The organism is Paenibacillus sp. FSL H8-0457, from assembly GCF_038051935.1.
Taxonomy (GTDB): domain Bacteria; phylum Bacillota; class Bacilli; order Paenibacillales; family Paenibacillaceae; genus Paenibacillus_AQ; species Paenibacillus_AQ lautus_A.
Window position 1 is genome coordinate 6,972,925 of the sequence record NZ_CP150293.1, and the last position, 18,489, is coordinate 6,991,413.

The 18,489-nt window shown below is 50.5% G+C and carries 14 protein-coding genes and 2 pseudogenes; 7 read left to right on the forward strand and 9 right to left on the reverse strand.

From position 1 onward, the window contains the following. Positions 1–8: 8 nt before the first annotated feature. Positions 9–539 (reverse strand): DinB family protein, encoded by a 531-nt coding sequence (locus MHI43_RS31490; RefSeq protein WP_036659478.1) that lies wholly within the window; start codon positions 537–539, stop codon positions 9–11. Positions 540–738: 199 nt separating this feature from the next. Between MHI43_RS31490 and MHI43_RS31495 the strand changes: the two genes are divergently transcribed. The 3 genes and pseudogenes from MHI43_RS31495 to MHI43_RS31505 all read left to right on the forward strand — a co-directional run bounded on the left by MHI43_RS31495 (position 739) and on the right by MHI43_RS31505 (position 1,999). After that, entirely contained in the window at positions 739–1,140 is a 402-nt protein-coding gene (locus MHI43_RS31495) for a MerR family transcriptional regulator (protein ID WP_036659479.1), read from the forward strand. Between the two features lie 26 nt (positions 1,141–1,166). After that, positions 1,167–1,228 (forward strand): annotated as a pseudogene (locus MHI43_RS31500) (hypothetical protein); the annotation flags it as partial. An 84-nt stretch (positions 1,229–1,312) separates the two neighbouring features. Beyond that, positions 1,313–1,999, forward strand: coding sequence for an SDR family NAD(P)-dependent oxidoreductase (locus MHI43_RS31505; RefSeq protein WP_341283204.1), 687 nt, complete (start codon positions 1,313–1,315; stop codon positions 1,997–1,999). 49 nt (positions 2,000–2,048) lie between these two features. Here MHI43_RS31505 and MHI43_RS31510 read toward each other — a convergent pair whose 3' ends face one another. The 5 genes and pseudogenes from MHI43_RS31510 to MHI43_RS31530 form a co-directional block, all read right to left on the reverse strand. Continuing rightward, complete coding sequence (locus tag MHI43_RS31510; RefSeq protein WP_051425268.1) at positions 2,049–3,038, reverse strand: aminoglycoside phosphotransferase family protein; 990 nt, start codon at positions 3,036–3,038, stop codon at positions 2,049–2,051. Between the two features lie 362 nt (positions 3,039–3,400). Then, positions 3,401–4,877, reverse strand: a pseudogene (locus MHI43_RS31515) (YdiU family protein). 177 nt (positions 4,878–5,054) lie between these two features. Then, a complete protein-coding gene (locus tag MHI43_RS31520; RefSeq protein WP_036659485.1) occupies positions 5,055–5,795 on the reverse strand; it encodes a Bax inhibitor-1/YccA family protein in 741 nt (246 codons plus the stop codon). 202 nt (positions 5,796–5,997) lie between these two features. Then, positions 5,998–6,870, reverse strand: a complete 873-nt coding sequence (locus MHI43_RS31525; protein WP_036659487.1) for an SMI1/KNR4 family protein — start codon at positions 6,868–6,870, stop codon at positions 5,998–6,000. Between the two features lie 184 nt (positions 6,871–7,054). Continuing rightward, a complete protein-coding gene (locus MHI43_RS31530) occupies positions 7,055–9,988 on the reverse strand; it encodes an Ig-like domain-containing protein (RefSeq protein ID WP_200868594.1) in 2,934 nt (977 codons plus the stop codon). Positions 9,989–10,393: 405 nt separating this feature from the next. Between MHI43_RS31530 and MHI43_RS31535 the strand changes: the two genes are divergently transcribed. Further along, positions 10,394–10,828, forward strand: a complete 435-nt coding sequence (locus tag MHI43_RS31535) for a VOC family protein (protein ID WP_036659610.1) — start codon at positions 10,394–10,396, stop codon at positions 10,826–10,828. A gap of 84 nt (positions 10,829–10,912) precedes the next feature. Here the strand turns inward: MHI43_RS31535 and MHI43_RS31540 are convergent, their stop codons facing one another. Continuing rightward, a complete protein-coding gene (locus MHI43_RS31540) occupies positions 10,913–13,012 on the reverse strand; it encodes a TerD family protein (protein WP_036659489.1) in 2,100 nt (699 codons plus the stop codon). A gap of 391 nt (positions 13,013–13,403) precedes the next feature. Between MHI43_RS31540 and MHI43_RS31545 the strand changes: the two genes are divergently transcribed. After that, entirely contained in the window at positions 13,404–13,787 is a 384-nt protein-coding gene (locus MHI43_RS31545) for a hypothetical protein (protein ID WP_235201596.1), read from the forward strand. A gap of 14 nt (positions 13,788–13,801) precedes the next feature. Here MHI43_RS31545 and MHI43_RS31550 read toward each other — a convergent pair whose 3' ends face one another. Then, positions 13,802–14,881: an ankyrin repeat domain-containing protein gene (locus tag MHI43_RS31550; protein ID WP_036659491.1), complete on the reverse strand. Its 1,080-nt coding sequence runs from the start codon at positions 14,879–14,881 to the stop codon at positions 13,802–13,804. A 121-nt stretch (positions 14,882–15,002) separates the two neighbouring features. Between MHI43_RS31550 and MHI43_RS31555 the strand changes: the two genes are divergently transcribed. Beyond that, the gene (locus MHI43_RS31555; RefSeq protein ID WP_036659493.1) at positions 15,003–16,142 is read left to right on the forward strand and encodes a hypothetical protein; all 1,140 of its coding nucleotides are present in this window, start codon (positions 15,003–15,005) and stop codon (positions 16,140–16,142) included. A gap of 267 nt (positions 16,143–16,409) precedes the next feature. Here the strand turns inward: MHI43_RS31555 and MHI43_RS31560 are convergent, their stop codons facing one another. Next, positions 16,410–17,147, reverse strand: coding sequence for a hypothetical protein (locus tag MHI43_RS31560; protein WP_036659495.1), 738 nt, complete (start codon positions 17,145–17,147; stop codon positions 16,410–16,412). A gap of 198 nt (positions 17,148–17,345) precedes the next feature. On the opposite strand from MHI43_RS31560, the gene MHI43_RS31565 reads away from it, so the two are divergent. Further along, complete coding sequence (locus MHI43_RS31565) at positions 17,346–18,482, forward strand: DUF418 domain-containing protein (protein ID WP_036659497.1); 1,137 nt, start codon at positions 17,346–17,348, stop codon at positions 18,480–18,482. Positions 18,483–18,489 lie beyond the last annotated feature (7 nt).

An 18,489-nucleotide genomic window follows, 5' to 3' on the forward strand; every position in this document is an offset into this window, starting at 1 on the left:
GATTGACATCATTCTCGCCTGTTCAGAATTCCCAAATACTCGATCCATGGGCCCACGTCATGCCGGTAACGCTCGGCCAAGACCCGCACGATTTGAGACGTATGCGTTAAATCGTGAACCACCCACGTCGACAGCAGTTCTCTTAATTTCACCACGCCGAATGCCGGGTGCAGACCCGTCCGTTCGAAATCAGGCGCCGAATCCATCAGAACCTTCAGTTTAGCCAGATTTTGAGCACGGATAGCCTTGAACGCCTGCAGCTTTTGATCGATGGATTGCTCAGCCGCCTCGTTCAAGTGGGCGTAACGGTCAAAGGGCGGAAACGGCTTGCCTTCCCCTTCCTGCAGCATAAACTCCAGCCGCGGTATCCAGTTGGTCCGCTCAGCTTCGATAAGGTGCTCGATCACCTCCATGGCATTCCAGGTGCCTTCCCCTTCACTGCTCCTAAGCCATCCATCCGATAAACCGGATAACATGTGCTCCAAGGTGACGGGGGTTCGTTCCAGAATCTCAACGGCTTCCTTGATATCAAAATTCATGCTCCCTCAGCTCCTTTCCCTTCATCCCGTATAAATATCCAACAGGCTGTTTGCTACATTTTTTTCGAACCTTCTCGCTGGTTTAGCCTAATTATACTAAACAACTCTCCCCCATAAAAAATAGATATTGACTTGGTGTGAACACCAAGTTGTACGATAACGTTGCAACATGTTACGAGCTGCAGAAAAGAGGTGACCTATGGGAGAAACATTCTCCATCAAACAAGTGTCTGAACGAACCGGATTGACCGAGGATGCCATTCGCCATTACGAAAAAATCGGACTCCTCCCCTCTCCCAAAAGAAAGGATAACGGCCATCGTGTCTATCACATAGAGGATGCCGAAATTATGGAGTTGATCACATGCCTGAAGAAGACAGGAATGTCGCTGGAGGATATGAAAGCCTATGTGCATCTTCCCTTTAAGGAAAATATTCAATCCGTTCCGGAGCTGAATGCCATGCTCCAGAATTACCGTAAAAAAATTACCGGTCAGATTTCGGACCTGCAGCGCATTCTGCGGTTCATCGATGACAAGTTGAACCAAAATCAGTCCCTGCTGAATCCCGACAAGGCGGCCAGCAAAGAATCCGAAGTATAGGAGATTTACACATGACAGAGAAAAGAATGAATAACGTCGCCTTGATCACGGGCGCAAGCTCCGGCATTGGCTTGGAGCTAACCAAGCGATTGTTATCCGAGGGCTGGCAAGTCCTCGCTTTGATCCGTTCTGCCTTTCCAACGGATGATCTCGGATTCAAGATGCACTGCGATTGCGGCAGCTCAGAACGTACAAGGCTGATTTGTCGGATTTCACGGATCTCCAAGCCTCGCTGGATCAGATCAAGAAACACGAGGGTCATATTGACTTGCTGTTCAATAACGCAGGCGTCTCCTTCGGCGAATTATCCTTCTCCCAACAAGGGCGGGAGATGCATTTTGAAGTAAACTCCGTGGTCCCTTATATCATCTTAATGGAACTGAAAGAGCTTCTTGTGAAGGGCAGCTTAAAGACGGTAATCAATACGTCTTCCAATGCCTTGTTGTATCTCAAACGGTTCGATCACCATACATTGGCGTCCCCTGCCGGGTTCAAGAAACTGATTGGGCCTTATGCTGCGAGCAAATTAGCGTTATCGTTGTGGACTCAGGAGATCGCCACTTCCATGCAGGCAGATGGCATTACGATCCGAAGCGTCTGTCCGGGAGGGAATAAAACAACCATGACCAAAAACGCCGGGATGCCAAAATTTATGATTCCGATCCGCAACCTGTTCTTCTCCCATCCCAGTGAAGGAGCCTCACGCCTGTATGAAGCAGCGCTAGGCCGCTCCCGACAATCGACGGGAGTCTTTCTCAACAAGGGTAAAGCAACGCCTTTGAAATTCTCAGGTCAAGGCGCAGAGCTGCTTAGCATGATAGAACGAATCTATAAGCAGGAGTTTGCAGCCAAATCTTAGAACCCATGCAGCGGAGAGTTCGTGATGTTTTCAGCGTATCTCATGAAGGCTAGTTATCGAGCAGCCATTCCTCCATGAATCGCAGGGTGTTGCGCGCATGATAATCAGCCAAATTCGAAGCAAAGGCTTGATCCGGAAATCCACGGTGAAGCAGCTTCAAGCCGCCCGAGGTTAATGAGATATAGTGATGCAGACGGTAAAATAGCATCCGATTCGGATCAAGCCCGTTTTGTTGGAAATACCGATAATGCTTCCCGAATCGCAGCTCAAGAAATGTATGCTCATGCTCGATGTCGAAGAATTGCGCACCTTCAATATCAATGAGATAGGGCTCTAAACGGTCTGTGACCAGGACATGGTCGGGTCCCAACTCGCCGTGGATAAAGCCATATCGCTTGCGTGAATCTATCCTGGTTTCCAGCTCATCCAACACAGCGAGCAGCCTGTCGTGATTCTTCCGGATACTCTCGTTATGCAGGACGATGTAGGACAGCTGTTCCTTGGCATTTTCCAGCTGTACAAGGTGGCATCGCTCCGGTTGATTACAGCTTTGATCGGGCTTTCCGTAACTCTGTCTGTGGTTTGCATGCATGCGTTCGATCATGCTGCCTATCCGCTCCAGGACCTCATCCCGGACCCGTTGATCCGGGTCCTGAAAGTAAGCTTCTGCCTTCTGTCCTTCAATACATTCAACAAGAGCATAGTCAAACGGGTAACGGTCCTGTCCCGTGTGAAGATCATATAGAGCAGGCGTAGAAATACCATGATTCCTTAACCATCTGTTATTGGTTTCGAACGAATGGCCGCCAAAGGATCGTTCATGCACACTCTCGTTCGCTATTTCTTCTTGAAAATAATTCTTCGTCAAATCCCACACATACAGCACGCAGGCAAATCCATTGCTACAGTGAATTTTATAGACCACCTTTTGCGCTCCGCCATGCATCTTCGTTACATCCGCCACAGTATATCCGGTACCCAAAACCTTCCCGACATACTCCTGTACATCTGTTTCATCGAGGTGACAAGTCCAACTCATGAAACCACGCTCCGTTCCATTGTTTTTGCCGGCTCCCCCACTCTATGGCATTTCCGGGGAAAAATATAGACTATTTCTTTCGGCTCTGCTATGATGTTGAATTAGGTCTCGAATAAAACAGCAATACGATTTATAGCCCTTGGATGCTTGGTCCAGGGGCTTTTTTGATGTGTTTTATATATAAAAAAGACCAAGCAGGGGCATTCTTGCTTGGTCTACTTGAGGATCTCGGTTTTCACATCCGTTTCCTGTGATACACGATAATCAACGGATGGGGATCGTTATAATCAGGCGAACGACGGAGCCCCCATACTATCCATCTAACAATCTTCGGGACGTTCCACGGGGTGGCAATCCTTCCCTTACGTGCCGCAGAAGGTTCGGTAAGGACGGGAACGCTCGGGCACGATCGCATATCCCGCCTGTTCCGGGGAATGCGCGTATGGATTAGACAGAACGTTCAGCAGCTCTTTCATCACGCTGTAGTCCCCTTCGTTCTCCGCGGCTTCCAGCGCTTCCTCCACCCGATGGTTCCGCGGAATGACCGCAGGATTGCTGCTGCGCATCAGCTGATGGGATTGGTCCCTGGATTCCTGCTGACTGCCAAGTCTTGCTTGCCAGCGCTCGTACCAGGAAGCTAATTCCGGCGTGCCGTTTAGAGGCGTGTCCTCCAGCTTGTCAAACGTTAACGCAAGGAAGGTATTGGTATAGTCTGCCTGGTAATTTTTCATCATTTTGAGCAGGTCTTCGATCAGGGATTCGTCGTCCTCCTCTTCATGGAAGATCCCCAGCTTGGCTCTCATGCCTGCAAGCCACTGCTCGTGATACAGATCGTTGAAGGACCCAATCGCACCCTCGGCCAGCTTGACGGCTTGTTCCTCTTCCTCATGCAGCAGAGGCAACAGGGATTCGGCCAATCTTGCGAGATTCCAAGCCGCAATATACGGTTGGTTCACATAGGCATAGCGGCCTTGAGAGTCGATGGAGCTGAATACCGTATTCGGGTCAAAGGTATCCATGAAGGCACAAGGGCCATAATCTATCGTTTCGCCGCTGAGGGTCATATTATCGGTATTCATCACCCCGTGGATAAAACCGACAAGCTGCCATTTGGCGATCAAGGCCGCCTGACGCTTGATGACCTCCTGAAGCAAGACCAGATAACGGTTGGCACCGTCACCAAGGTCTGCCTTCGAGTAATGCCGCTGCAGGGTGTAGTCCGCCAAAGCCCGTAAATCTTCGGTTGTGCCCGCTCCCCTAACGTATTGAAACGTCCCCACTCTCACGTGACTTGCAGCCACGCGGGTCAGAATGGCGCCCGGCAGATCTCTTTCACGAGTGACAGGCTGACCCGTCGCCACAACCGCCAGGCTGCGGGTCGTCGGAATGCCCAGCGCATGCATGGCTTCGCTGATGATATACTCGCGCAGCATCGGACCCAGGGCAGCCCGGCCATCGCCTCCCCGGGAATACGGCGTCCGGCCCGAGCCCTTGAGCTGAATATCCAGGCGTTCCCCCTGCGGCGTGATTTGTTCGCCCAGCAGAATCGCACGGCCGTCGCCAAGCATCGTAAAATATCCGAATTGGTGCCCGGCATATGCCTGGGCGAGCGGCTCGGCCCCCTCAGGTATCTCGTTGCCAGCGAGCATTGCCGCTCCTTCCGGGCTTTTCAGAACATCGACGTCCAATCCCAACGACGCTGCCAGCGGTTCGTTTAGAACAATCAGCTCCGGCGAGCGCACAGGCGTGGGATCTTGCTTGGTAAAAAGATGCCGGCAATTTCGCGTAACTATTGTCGAAATTCCATCCTATATCGTTTAAAGCTTTCCGGTTGGTCATGGGATCTCCTTCTTCAAGCAGTTTGATGGTGACGTTATTCACTTATTATTTAAACACAAGTCGCTCTTTGTAGGGTTTACTGAAGGAAATTTATTATTCTGCTGGTTAATTGCTGCATTCATAAAAAAAATCGCCATCGAGAATCCCTCGACAGCGATATTTGGTTCATACGAATCCTTAGTCCCGATTCGCCAGCTTCGCCAACAACCGGATAATTTCGATATACAGCCAGACGAGTGTTACCAGCAAACCAAACGAGCCGTACCACTCCATATACTTAGGTGCGCCATGATGCGCGCCCTCTTCAATAAAGTTAAAATCCAGCACGAAATTCAGTGCGGCGATGATTATGATCACAACGGAAATTCCGATACCGATCGGTGTGCTGTCATGCAGGTAAGGTACCGTTACGCCGAACAGGCCGAGAACCATGCTAAACAGGTAGACAAGCGCAATGCCGATCGTTGCCGCGATAATCCCCTTTTTAAAGCCTGGCGTCGCCCGGATCAGACCTGTCTTATACGCGAGCAGCATGCCCAGGAATATGCACATCGTCAGTAAAGCCGCCTGCAAAGTAATGCCATAGTACAGATATTCGTAATGCGCGGATAATGCACCCAGGAAGAAGCCTTCCAGGATCGCATAGATCGGCGCCAGATACGGTGCTGCCTTCGGCACTAAGCTGATGATCAGCGCCAGGACAAAACCGCCGATCGCTCCGCCGATCATGAACGGGAATACCTCATACCCGTTAAAAAACATTACCCAAGAAATGACCGCTGCCCCGATCAGCAGCGCGAGCAGCATGAACGATTTGTTCACCGTTCCGCCAATCGTCATCGTTTCTTGATTGTTGTAATACCCACTCTTCTCGAAGGTATCTTCGTTGAGTGTCGGATTTCCACTGCGCCCTATCAAATAAATTGCCTCCCTAACTGTCTGTTTTATATCCATTTTAACATAGGTTGGAATATTTTAGGATGCGTAAAATATTGCATTACGGACGAATCCAACCGAACTAGAAACTAGCGGTGTGCAAAAAGAAAAAGCATCTCCTGCAGGGGATGCTTTCTTTGTTAGAAGCGAGATCATGGATCGTGAATTCGCCTTGCCTATCTTTTTACTCCAATCCACTAATGAAGGCCTCGAAGTTCGCGGCAAGACGGGTGATCTTGTAATCGCTGGCCTTGTCCACATGAATAACCTCCGGCTCCCCATCGTTCCCCGATGAACGGTAATCCAGCATCACGACCTCGGACGGGGACGGACAATCGCAGATCACCACGCCAATCTCAGGATACCCGCCGTTCTCGATCATAAAGCGGCTGCCCAGGCTTCCGCACAGGGATTTTTTCTTGTCTCGTCCGATTCCCAGAACACCTGTTATTTCAATAAAATCCTGTGCTCCACCCTCTATAGGGAATTTCCGGTTTCGGGGAATACCCCCGTTATGTATTTTCATGGCTTGAATATAAGATGCCGGCAGCTTGAAGACCAGCGTTTCCTCCACGGATTCGATCAGCTCGTCCGTAGGCGGAGCCGAGACGTATTTGTCAGCTTCCGGGGCGTCGTCATCCCAGAAATTCAGTACGTCAGGATCCGTATAAGACACGGCGGAACTGGACTTCTCTGCTGGCTTCGGAGCCGTTTTGTTCCGGATCCATTCCAGAAACTCCAGCGTATCCTCATCTCCAGGTTCTAAATGATCGGCCACTTCAAACGCTCTCCGAGCATCTTCGTAACGGTCCAAATAGTAATAAGCGAGCCCAATGCGGTAATGCCACAGCGGATCGTCCTTGCCCTCTTCCTGAATGGACAGAAATTGCTCAACCGCCTCTTCGTAACGTTCGAGATTGTTCAGCGCCCGGCCCAAATGGCTGATCAGCACATAATCCCGCTCTTCCTCCGGGATCTCCGTAATCGCATCTACGATCTCTTCAAATTCATCCTCTTCGTGCCACTCTTCCAGCTGCTCCAAAAGCTCCTCACTCATCGTTCATGCCTCCCACTCTAATCATCCTTTCTGAGATTATACCATTCCAGCATGGCCCTCTCCAGCATGGAAGCCAGAGAACTGATCGAGTATATGATAACAAGCAAGCATACCTGCGGTTTATTACGTTCAATGCAAATACAGAGGACCCCTTATCGGTGTCCTCTGTATTCGCCGCTAATCTTTATTTGGATTGACCTAACATGTTCATCAGAACGATTACGGCCTCTGCTCTCGTGGTTTGAGCTCTCGGATTAAATTCGCCTGCGCCTATTCCCTTAACAATACCAAGTTCCTTCAGCGCTTCAACAGAGCTTTTCGCCCAAGCAGGAATAGCCTTGTCATCTGAAAAAGAGGTTGTGGGGATGTCCTTGGTGGATAGCTCGAGCGCATTCGCAATCATTGCTGCCATCTCTGCGCGCGTCATTTTTGCATTTGGACGGAAAGATCCATCCTGATAGCCATGAATAATGCCCGCCTGCACAGCCTGCGAAACTGCCTTCTTGGCCCACTCCCCAATCCATGCTGTATCCGTGAATATCAACTCCGCTTCAGCATCGGTTGACTTCAGTGCATTCATCAGCATGACGGAAAATTCAGCGCGCGTCACGGTATTGCCCGGCTTAAACGTTTCATCGGGATATCCCGTTACGATACCCTCACGTATCGCTTCCTTAACGCTTGCTTCGGCCCAGTGCCCCGAAATATCGGTAAAGGCAATTTCCGCTGCCGGGTCTGTTGGTTTGTCTATAACGGGCATTCCTGTGGCTTTATTTACGACGAGCGCTGCATACTTCGTAAAGTGATTGACCTCTACGGATATATGATTCTCCTGTATCATGCCGCCCTCGACTTTCACCCATGCCCTCTTCATTTCATCAAAATAAAAGACGGCCGCCGTTTGATCGCTCTTTAAGCTTGCAGCGTCGTAAGCTAAAGTCAGTTTCACGGGTTTGCTAAAGTTCCCCGAGAAGTTTGTTAGAACGTCAAACACCGGGCTTGCCAAAACCTCGTTATTCTTCAAGAGAGCTTCGGTATTTCGTATTTTCTCAATCGATAATTTCAGTTCCTGAGGTGTGGCGCCTGCGGGAATGGAGATGATGATTTCTTTCCCCAGGCTAACCAACCCAGGTCTTCCTGTTGGCAGCGTGATTTTTCCATCGGATGAAGTAACTGTATTGTCGATGGGAGCCGTTGGCGTACGCGAACCGCCATCGGTGGATGCACCTCCCCCATTAGAAGAACCACCACCGGTAGAAGAACTATTCTCACGAGTCACAGTGATCGTATAGGTTCTCGTCGATTGATCGCTTGCCGTTACAACAATCACAATCGTATTGGATCCTACGTTCAGCAGTATATTGGAACTTGTTTGCCCGCTTATTACTAAATTACCGTTAACCGTCATCGTGGCACGACTATCGAGTGCAGTCGCGGTTACGGTCAGCGAGGAAACGGAATTAGGCACGCTTGACGTGTACACTTCTGTTCCAGAAGCAAAGACAGGGCTTAGTGTCCCGTTCGATAACGTCACACTGCTTAAATCCGCAGATGCCGGCACCGTGAACACTGAGTACGAATTGGATTCCGTCAAGCCTGCTCCCGCATTACCTGCGTAATCGGTCACCCCCGAGTTATCAAGCGTGATGGTATTCGTCGCCGAGTCTACATTGGAATTCGGCGTGAGCGTTGCTGTCCATGTCATGTTGTCAGTTGAACTAACGCTGCTTAACGCACCGTTTGCCACCGTCAGGTCCCCATTGGCGAAGCCACTAACCGCTTCCGAGAATGTAATGGTCACCAATGAAGTTTCCCCAATAGATAACGCCGTGTCCGCAACTACAATGGTAGCGGTCGGCCGCTGTGTATCGATCGCGTAATTGTTCGAATCGGAGGTACCCTTACCCGCTTTACCTGCTGCATTCTGTACGCCCGTATTGTCGAGCGTAATGATATTGGTTGCATCTGTGATGCCAGGGACTGGCGTCAACGTCGCCGCCCATGTGATCCCGCCATCGGACGTACTCAAACCGCTTAATGTGCCATTCGCTACTGTCAGGTCTGCTAGCGTAAAGCCTGTTACTGCTTCCGAGAACGTGATCGTTACCAATGAAGTTTCACCAATCGATAGCGTCGTATCGGCAACCACAATCGTGGCTGTCAGCTGTGTCGTATCAATCGCATAATTGTTGGAACTGGTGATACCAGTACCCGCATTGCCCGCCAAATCGGCCACACCCGTATTATCAAGCGTGATGATGTTGGTTGCATCTATGATGCCAGAAGTTGGCGTCAACGTCGCCGTCCATGTGATCCCACCATCGGACGAGCTCACGGCACTCAGCGTACCGTTTGCCACCGTCAGATCTGCATTCGTGAAGCCTATTACCGCTTCCGAGAATGTAATGGTCACCGTTGAAGTTTCGCCGATGGATAACGCCGTGTCGGCAACAACAATAGTAGCTATTGGCCTCCGTGTATCGATTGCGTAATTGTTAGAATCCGTGGTACCCGCTCCCGCATTACCTGCCGCATTCTGCACGCCCGTGTTATCCAGCGTAATGACATTGGTTGCATCTGTGATGCCGGTGTCTGGCGTTAACGTCACCGTATACGTGATATTGTCGGACGTGCTCAAACCGCTTAATGTGCCATTCGCTACTGTCAGGTCTGCTAGCGTAAAGCCTGTTACCGCTTCCGAGAACGTGATCGTTACCAATGAAGTTTCACCAATCGATAGCGTCGTATCGGCAACCACAATCGTGGCTGTCAGCTGTGTCGTATCAATCGCATAATTGTTGGAACTGGTGATACCAGTACCCGCATTGCCCGCCAAATCGGCCACACCCGTATTATCAAGCGTGATGATGTTGGTTGCATCTATGATGCCAGAAGTTGGCGTCAACGTCGCCGTCCATGTGATCCCACCATCGGACGAGCTCAAACCGCTTAATGTGCCATTCGCTACTGTCAGGTCTGCTAGCGTAAAGCCTGTTACCGCTTCCGAGAACGTGATCGTTACCAATGAAGTTTCACCAATCGATAGCGTCGTATCGGCAACCACGATCGTGGCCGTCGGAGACGATGCATAGACTACACCGGTCGGCTTAAGAAACAACAGCCCAGCTACAATAGATACGATTAGAGATAACAGCCCTATTTTCTTGACAATATGCATATGTGCCTCCCCTAATGAGTGGTGTCAAATTCCTTAACCTATCCAATTATGTACGTACCGTCGGAATTATCGCAGTTTACGCCATATTCCATATGATGTGAATTACTTTTATCGACAAATTCCAACCGCCTTCTATTGTATATCGTCCATTTCTTTCAAAATAGTGACTGCTGTCATGAAAATCGTCATTTTACATCCCCATATCATAAAAATGATAGCTCCTATCGTGTTAACCAAATACTCCGGCGCTTAGAAAAAACCAAAACACTGACATAAAGGCGTCAGTCATCACCACTCATAATAGCCATAAAACCAATCTTAAACGTCTTAGGAGGTAAATAAATGATGAACAGAAACCAAACATTGCGGGGATTTGCGACCATCAGTTACTGGGCAGATGATATGGAAGCGGCAAAGGCTTGGTATTCCGATCTGCTGGGTATGGGGCCATACTTCGAAAGGTCAGGTCCCGACGGGAAACTGGCTTACGCCGAATTTCGGATTGGAGACTACCAGCACGAGCTGGGTCTCATCGATCGCCGTTTTGCCCCTGAACAGCCAATGTCCGGCCCCGGCGGAGCGATCATGTACTGGCATGTCGATGATATAGAGGCCACCCTCGGCCGATTGAAATCCATGGGAGCCAAAGAATATGAACCGCTCACCCACCGTGGGGAAGGGTTCATCACGGCATCCGTCACCGATCCATTCGGCAACATACTTGGCATCATGTACAATGCTCATTACCTAGAAATACTGAATTCCGGAATGCAGGGGTAACCAAAAACATGCTTCTTCACTCTTCGATCCAGCAAAAAAGGAGCAGCCTAAGCTGCTCCTAATCATAACGGCATCCGCATGAACTTACACAACATAATCCGCCATAATATGCTCAATATCGAACGGGGTCACCCCATGTTCCACCGAGAAGATCGTTTCCGCCTGTTCCGCATGGTCTACGGACTCTCCTCTTGCCTTGGCATGCAGCATGAACAGATCGTACAGATCGGGCTTCCGCAGGGCTGTCATGGCTTTGCCCATCAAGACCATCCCCTTCTGATTCCCCTCTACATTGTTGTAGTAGTGTGGATGTCTGGTTAGGGACAGATCGGTCCAGATGACCGTACGCTCCACCAAATCCAGGATAACGGGAATAGCGATCTGCGTATCGGCGGCGACATCGATTTTATTAGCCACCGTCGAGGGCTCGAATATTTCACCGGAACCGGGTTTCTTTCGCATCATCCAGCCCACGAAGCACTCCGGCAGGTTGCAGTACGGTTGATTTGTATACGAATGAAGAGTCGCCACAATATATCGTCCGCCGTATTGGACGATGGTTGGAATATGCAGATCAATGAATTCGCATGCTCCTTGAGGAGCTGACACGATATCCCCGCTGTGCACGGCCCTGTAATGGGAGGACCGCAGATTCGTATAAGAAATATGCTCGACGTACTGCCAGTCGTGATCATACATGACGGCGGACAGGTCAATATCCACGCGGCCAGTAGGCTCCCCGTTCACGCGTCCTTCCTTCCACCAGCTGAAGAAACGGATGGTATCCCCTTCCGCCATCGGCACGCGGCTTCCCCGAACCAACGTATGCAGGGCTTTGCTTGCCGATCTATGCGAGAACGGCACATGATAATCCTTCAATCGCTTATCGACATAGGCCTTCCCCAAGGGCGGCAGCGAGGCGAACCGCTGGACCAGCGCCTGCTCGCATACCTGCACGATGTCTCGGCATGCCGCTTCATCGATCTCCGGAAGCGTGTGGGGTACGGCAAAGGCTTTAGCCACATTTCCTTTCGGGAAAAAGACGCGCAGCTCTTGAGGTTCGTGTCGGCGGGAAAAATGATTCTTCACTTGCAGCAAGACCGGCGTCGATACTTGATTCGCCACCTCGCCAAACGCCAAAACGACATACTCTGTATGTTCGGTGGATCGCAGCAACTTATCCAATCTGCGGGCAAACTCGCCCGGACGCTGCATCAATAAATCGATCAAATTCCAGACCTGGTCGTACTGAAATGCAAGCTCGACACTCCCGTTATAGGTGGTAAAGGGCTTTTGATTCCGCAAAATATCAAAGGCTTCCTCGCAGCGTTTATACCGGTGTTTATATTCGGAAGGATGGAGGATTTCGCCCAAACGAATCCAGCGGTCCTTAAATCTGAGCATATCCTCCGTTATCGGATGGCAGCGTTCCAGCAATCCCAGAAGCAGCCGTCTTTCGCGCCGCTTAAATTTGCGAAACCGCGTAGCCTCCGCAAGACTGACATCCCCGCCTGACCACGCCACCGCCAGACGAAAGACATCGGTTGCGGTTTTGAAATAACGCCCGATCCGCTCGACATTCCCCTTGTCATGCTTCATTAACGCAGCTGCCACGAATCCCGCATTCTCCTTGAACGGAATCTCGGGAGGGAGAATGACATCCAGTTCCTCGGGGTCGAGAAGCTCAATAACGGTCTCAATATCCTCTTTATCCGTTGGGGAGATGGAGCCTTTAGCTTGGATCAGCTGGCGTATCATGGCATAGAAATCCGCCTTGCTTCCCAGATCAATGGTTTTCAGGTTGACTTCATCCTGCAACGGAGGTCTCTCTTCATGCTCATATGCAGGCAAATCCCAAGTCAGATAATGATAGATGGCATTCAGGTACAGCTCCGCATCAGCCTCCTCCATCACCTGCATCGGGAACGCGGGATACATCGGCTCATATTTTACATGCGCGCCTACCATCACCCGTAAATCGTTAATCAGCGGTTGATAAAGCGCTTCGAACTGCTCTCTGGATAAGGCTCGCACGGCGTGCAGCAATGGATACGAGAACGTATACCCAAGGTGCTCGATATTCTTCACGGCCGTCGCCAGATAAGCTTTTGGGAGACGATCCGATTCATTCTCTGCATCAACCATCAATTTGTTCGCTCTACGTAAATAAATCGAGTTCATCATATTAAAGAGTCCAGGAAAGCCATATCCCTAATGTCATTGAAAGAATAATAGAAGGAAGGAATATGATAGCCTGGACGCCTCCTCTCTTGAATCAAACTCCCTCAGGAAAGCTGCGACCCTAGGTTCGCCAATTGAAATAGAAGGAAGGATCGCAATAGCCTGAAGGCCAAAGGTTCAAAGTCCATGACCTCAAATCTTTGATGAACCCATCATCCCATACCTTGCAGCCGGCCAACAGGGCGAAAGTATTACGACTTTGGAAAATGAGGAATGATTTCACTCTTATAGATGATAAAAAAAAGCGAAACGCCTGGACTTATCTTTTTTGCTAAAATAAACTTAAAATGGAAGCCGTGCGATTTTAGAATTCCGATTATGATTGGAAAGCGAGGTGCAGCCATTGACGACCCTTATTGTGATCATCGTCATTTTCTCACTGATCACGCCGTCCTTCTTCATCGCGAAATTCACCAAGGAATTACGGGCGTACAACAACCGAAACGTGCAGCGCAAGACGATTCTCGCGAGCGGTACGCCCGCTCAAGCACAGATCAACTCGATCCGGCAAACGAATGTGCAGGTTAACGATCAACCTGAAGTGTTGCTCGACCTAAGCGTCACGAAACCGGATGGCGGGACGATCCATACCGTCGTAAGGACCGTTATCCCGATCATAAGCATCCCAACGTTCCAACAAGGCAATATCATCGAAGTAAGGCATATGACCATAGATAATGAGTTGAAATTCGAGGTCGTAGGCGCCTATATACCTTGACCATGAATTCTCGATTACAGCTCTCCCTCAAGAAAACGGATGAGGTACGATTCAGGCTGCCCAAGGAACTCGGAAAAGCTGCATAGATCGGCGTACGTCTGATGCTCCACATCGTAACAACCAATCAGGCCCTTTTTCTTCCGATTCCATACGAGCTGCAGATCGGAGTAATTGTCAATGTCGGCTGACAAGCGCAAAAGCTTCTGGCGCCCGACTTTCATCTCGATTATATCGGTCAATGTGAAGAAGTCGATATACCCGATTTCGTATTCATTCTCCGGCAGCTTAAGCCGCAGCTGGTCTCCTGTCAGAAAACGGACCAATTCATCGGTCAATTTATACTTTTTCAGCGCATACTTCTTGTTCTCTAAGCTATGAAACTCGGCCGGCTCCAGCGATTTCAAGTAGTCGGCCAGGACGGTATCCTTATTGCCGACCGCAATCGTATACGGCCGTTCGCCGTCCTTTTCCGCCAACGTCACGTCAGCGCCGCGCTCAATCAGATGCTTGACCATGCGCTGATTCCCCATCCGCGTGGCCACGGTTAGCGGAGTCGCTTGATAAGGATGGACCATATCGGGCTGATTATAATTGATGTCCGCCCCATGATCGAGTAGATAATCGAGTGTCTTATAATCATGGTCCGACACGGCTTGGCGCAGCACCGCGCTGCCATGCAGCTTGAGATCCAATCCCAGCTCATGAATGAGCGGGATGTTTTTTTTATTGCCGTAATAGGCCTGTGCATATGCGCCTGACCCGGTTTGATTGAGTTTATCCAGCTCGGCGCCCTGTGCTGCGATATAACGAACGATATCTTCCTTGCCGTACCGCACCGCTCGCAAAAAAGCCGGATTATGATGGACATTCAGGTTAACGCCGTGCTCGACCAGCAGCTTCACAACATCCATGCGCTGTGAGATCAACGCCAGATCGAGCGGGCTTACCGTCGTGTATTTGCTTAGTACGATGCCATCCTCTATATCCCAGCCTGCGGTTATTGCCTCCTGCAAAGCCGGAATGTTCCCTTTGTAGATGTGCATCGCAATCTCCGGTAGTTCCTCAAATTTACCGATATCTTTCAGAACGATCATCGATTTTCCTCCCAGCGTAAATCCTGTGTACGTATGCTTCTTCCTTATTTCAATAATTGGAACGAATTTTCCTTTTTTCACATGATGTGTAAGGCAGGAATGCCTCCGGCAGGCGTTGAATATGGCATTCGAAGGACTCGACCAAAGCGTGGAGCAAAACCTCGAATATGAACGGAAGCGGCATCCGGAACGAGGAGAGGACCGGATCCGGGAGCGGCTTTATGATGACTTGAAATACGCGGAGGCCGATTATCCGTTTATGTACGAAACCATGCCGGAGCGGCTCGGGACATGGCTGGACATATATGCCTGCATCATGTTGGAGGAGCCCGGTTATCTCGATATCGAGCAGCGTTATCTGTTTGAGAAGAAGCTCTTCGACTCGCAGCTGTTCTTGATTGCCATCGATGTGATCCACCGCCTGCGGCACGATTTTCAGCGGCTCCATCGCACCGATGATTTCATCGCCTATGTCTCGGCGGCGGACGGCGTTGGGGGAGATTTTCTGACGACCAGTCAGCTGCTTCGACGATGTGTCAGTGAAGAGCAGCTGTACAAGGCCATGCCTTACGTCAAAGCGCAAAACGAAGCTTTTCAGGCGGCCATCAACGAGGTACAGCAGAAGCCCCTCCGGGAGCAGGTGAAACACTGGGTTACCGTCATTGAGCAGGGAGAATCCGGCAAGGGCAGCCCATACAGCTTCTGGAAAACCGACTATGAAGCGTACGAGCAGCTGATTGAGCTCGGCGAAACGGATGTCCCTTACATCGGGGAGCATTTGAATGACAAGCTTAAGGAAGATAACGCGGCTGATCTTGGAGACGGCAGTTCGAGATTTGGGACAGCTCTAGCCCTGCCGCTTGATACGCTCCTATCGCATGAACAGCTCCTTAGGCGCTTACAAAGGATATGGCGGGGCTTTTCCTGCTGCGATGTTATCGGGATGAACGTCTGCAGGCTCATGGCCATTCATGCGGAGATACATATATTCCACTTCTTCCAGCGGCATTTGCAGCGTTCGGCTGATTTCATAGAGGTCGATGTCTTGCGCCAGAAGCTCCCGTGCCTGATGGATTTTTCCATGCAGCCAACCGTGTTCGAGCATCCATTCTTTCACCCGGTCCAGCAGCTGTTTTTGGGTCTCCGCATCTGCGCGCTTTTTATATTTAGCAACGGACTCCGACAGATAGTCGTAGAGATAACTCCCCAGTGCCTCGCGCTGCTCGTGTTTGGACATCCGTTGGTACTGCTCATAACTTAAACTGATATCCAAGTCGAGGGTATGATCCCTGCTATCCAAACGTCTGGATGTTTTTCGGCCATAACTTTCCGGCAAAACGCGAAATACAACAAAGATATCGAACGGAAACTTCCAGGCGGCAGCCATTTCCTCTAACGGCAGCAGCTCGTCTCTTAATTGACCTACACACGTTCCGTGTGTATCCAGCGAAAAAGCCAGCTTCATCCCATGTCCCCCTTTAACTTAAACGCAGTTCCCCGCTTGAGAGTGCCGGTATGGATCCAACTGTTATGCTATTCTTTCGCACCCTTTCGACAGGAGCCATGCCTCTATAACGGCAAATGCCTGCCCTGCATCCTGTTCATAGAAGACGGCTACCTCTTGCTGATAAGCATAATTGAATCGTACATATCCGCCCAGTTCCCGGTAGAACAAGCTGCATGTATATTCGTTTTCCACGCATAGATCCGGCGGAAAGGACGCTTGACACATACCGGCCAGCTCGGGCAGCGAAGGTTGATCCTCCCTTGGCGGCAAACGCAAAAAGAGATGGCTCCGCGTACCCGTCCACGGTTCGTAATAGACGACTCCCTCTTGGCTGCTTCCATACACCTGACGGTATATTTCATCCAGCACCGCGGCGTACAGGCCTTCATCGTTCCGCTCTCGTGACTGCAGCAAGATTGCCTGTATATGGTCCGCATGTCGAGGCAGCCAGAGCAACTGAGCCGTCTGGGGATGCACCGCCAGAAAATCACCGTCCACCGTTGTCCCTATAGCGATACACTCCGCAATCTGCGGCTCCGTAATGGGACTGTCATCGTCATGCTCCCATAACCCGTACTCGGCAAAAGGCTGCAGCACCTCCCTATCCGGCTGCTGGACATTCATCCACCCGCGGTAAGTCCCTTCGCCGAATCGCTGCATAAACCGGACGTAGCCCGGCGGATAACCCCCCTCTTCCTCTCTTCCAAGCACTTGACTTTGGCCATCCGACAGCGGCCTCGGTCCCGATACGATGTACATGATCACTCCTCCTGTTTTCTTCTATTATTCCACAATTTTCAAGCCATGACGAGAACCCCATCCGACTTCTTCCGTTCGTTCTCCCTGCTTTTATGACACGTGTCATACGGATCTCTTTACAGGTGTGAATGTTGCGCCAGGGAGATCGTACCTACAATAAAAAGACAAGAGAACCTAGAAGAAAGAAGGAATGGAAGAATGGAACAACGAACGGGCAGAATTCGCCTGCTGGATATTTTGCGGGGCTTCGCGATCCTGGGAACGCTCGGGACGAATATTTGGATCTTCGCACATGCGGGGGATCTACGCTACATTACCACCTTTGATCACTCCGGCTGGTGGGGAGCGGACGATCTTCTCCGGATGATCGTCTTGTTTCTGGTAAACGGGAAGCTGCTCGGACTGCTGACGATCATGTTCGGGGTCGGTCTGGAAATGAAGTACCGGCAGGCCAAGCGCAAAGGAAAGCCGTGGCCTGGTGTTTATTTATGGGCCGTTCTGTTTTTAATCCTCGAAGGCCTGCTGCATTTTATATTAGTCATGGAGTATGACATCTTGATGAGTTACGGGATTACCGCCATCATTGCAGCCTTTATCGTAAAGGGCGGCGACCGGCTCATCGCCCGCACGATGAACATAATCGGCAGCGTCTTCGCTATTGCGATTCTGGCCCTCGCAGGACTGATGCTGGCGAGCGGCGCAAGCGTATCGCTGGGCAGTTTTGGCGATATCGTTGCTCTTTATCAAGAAGGAACTTGGATGGAGCAAGTCCAATATCGGCTGGCGAACTTCCTTCCGCTGCGAATGGAAGCCATCCTCGTGATTCCGACCAATGTGTTTCTGTTCCTGCTAGGGGTTCGCTTTATGCGCTCAGGCGTATTCGCCCCAGATGACAACGGCAAAAGGCTGCGAAAAAGGCTATTCAAGCTGGGTATATATGTCGGCGTGCCGCTCAACCTGCTCATATTCGTTCCCGGCGGCGCTTTCGATCTACCGGTGCGCTATTTATTCGCTCCACTTATGTCTATGGGGTATATAGCAATCATTGCGAGAATGATACAATATACGAAATGGGAATGGCTATGGTGCCGTCTGGAGAACGTCGGAAAAATGTCACTGAGCTGCTATGTGCTCCAGAACATCATCGCATCCACCATCTTTTACGGCTGGGGGTTGGGGCTTGCCGGCAAGCTGAATTCAGCGGCCACTATCGCCATCTGGCTGGTTATCTCCGCATTTCTGCTGGGCATGGCGTCCCTATGGCTCCGCCGCTTTAAGCTGGGGCCCATGGAGACCGCCCGCAAACAGGCGATAGGTTTCTTCGAATCAAGATAGCCGAAAT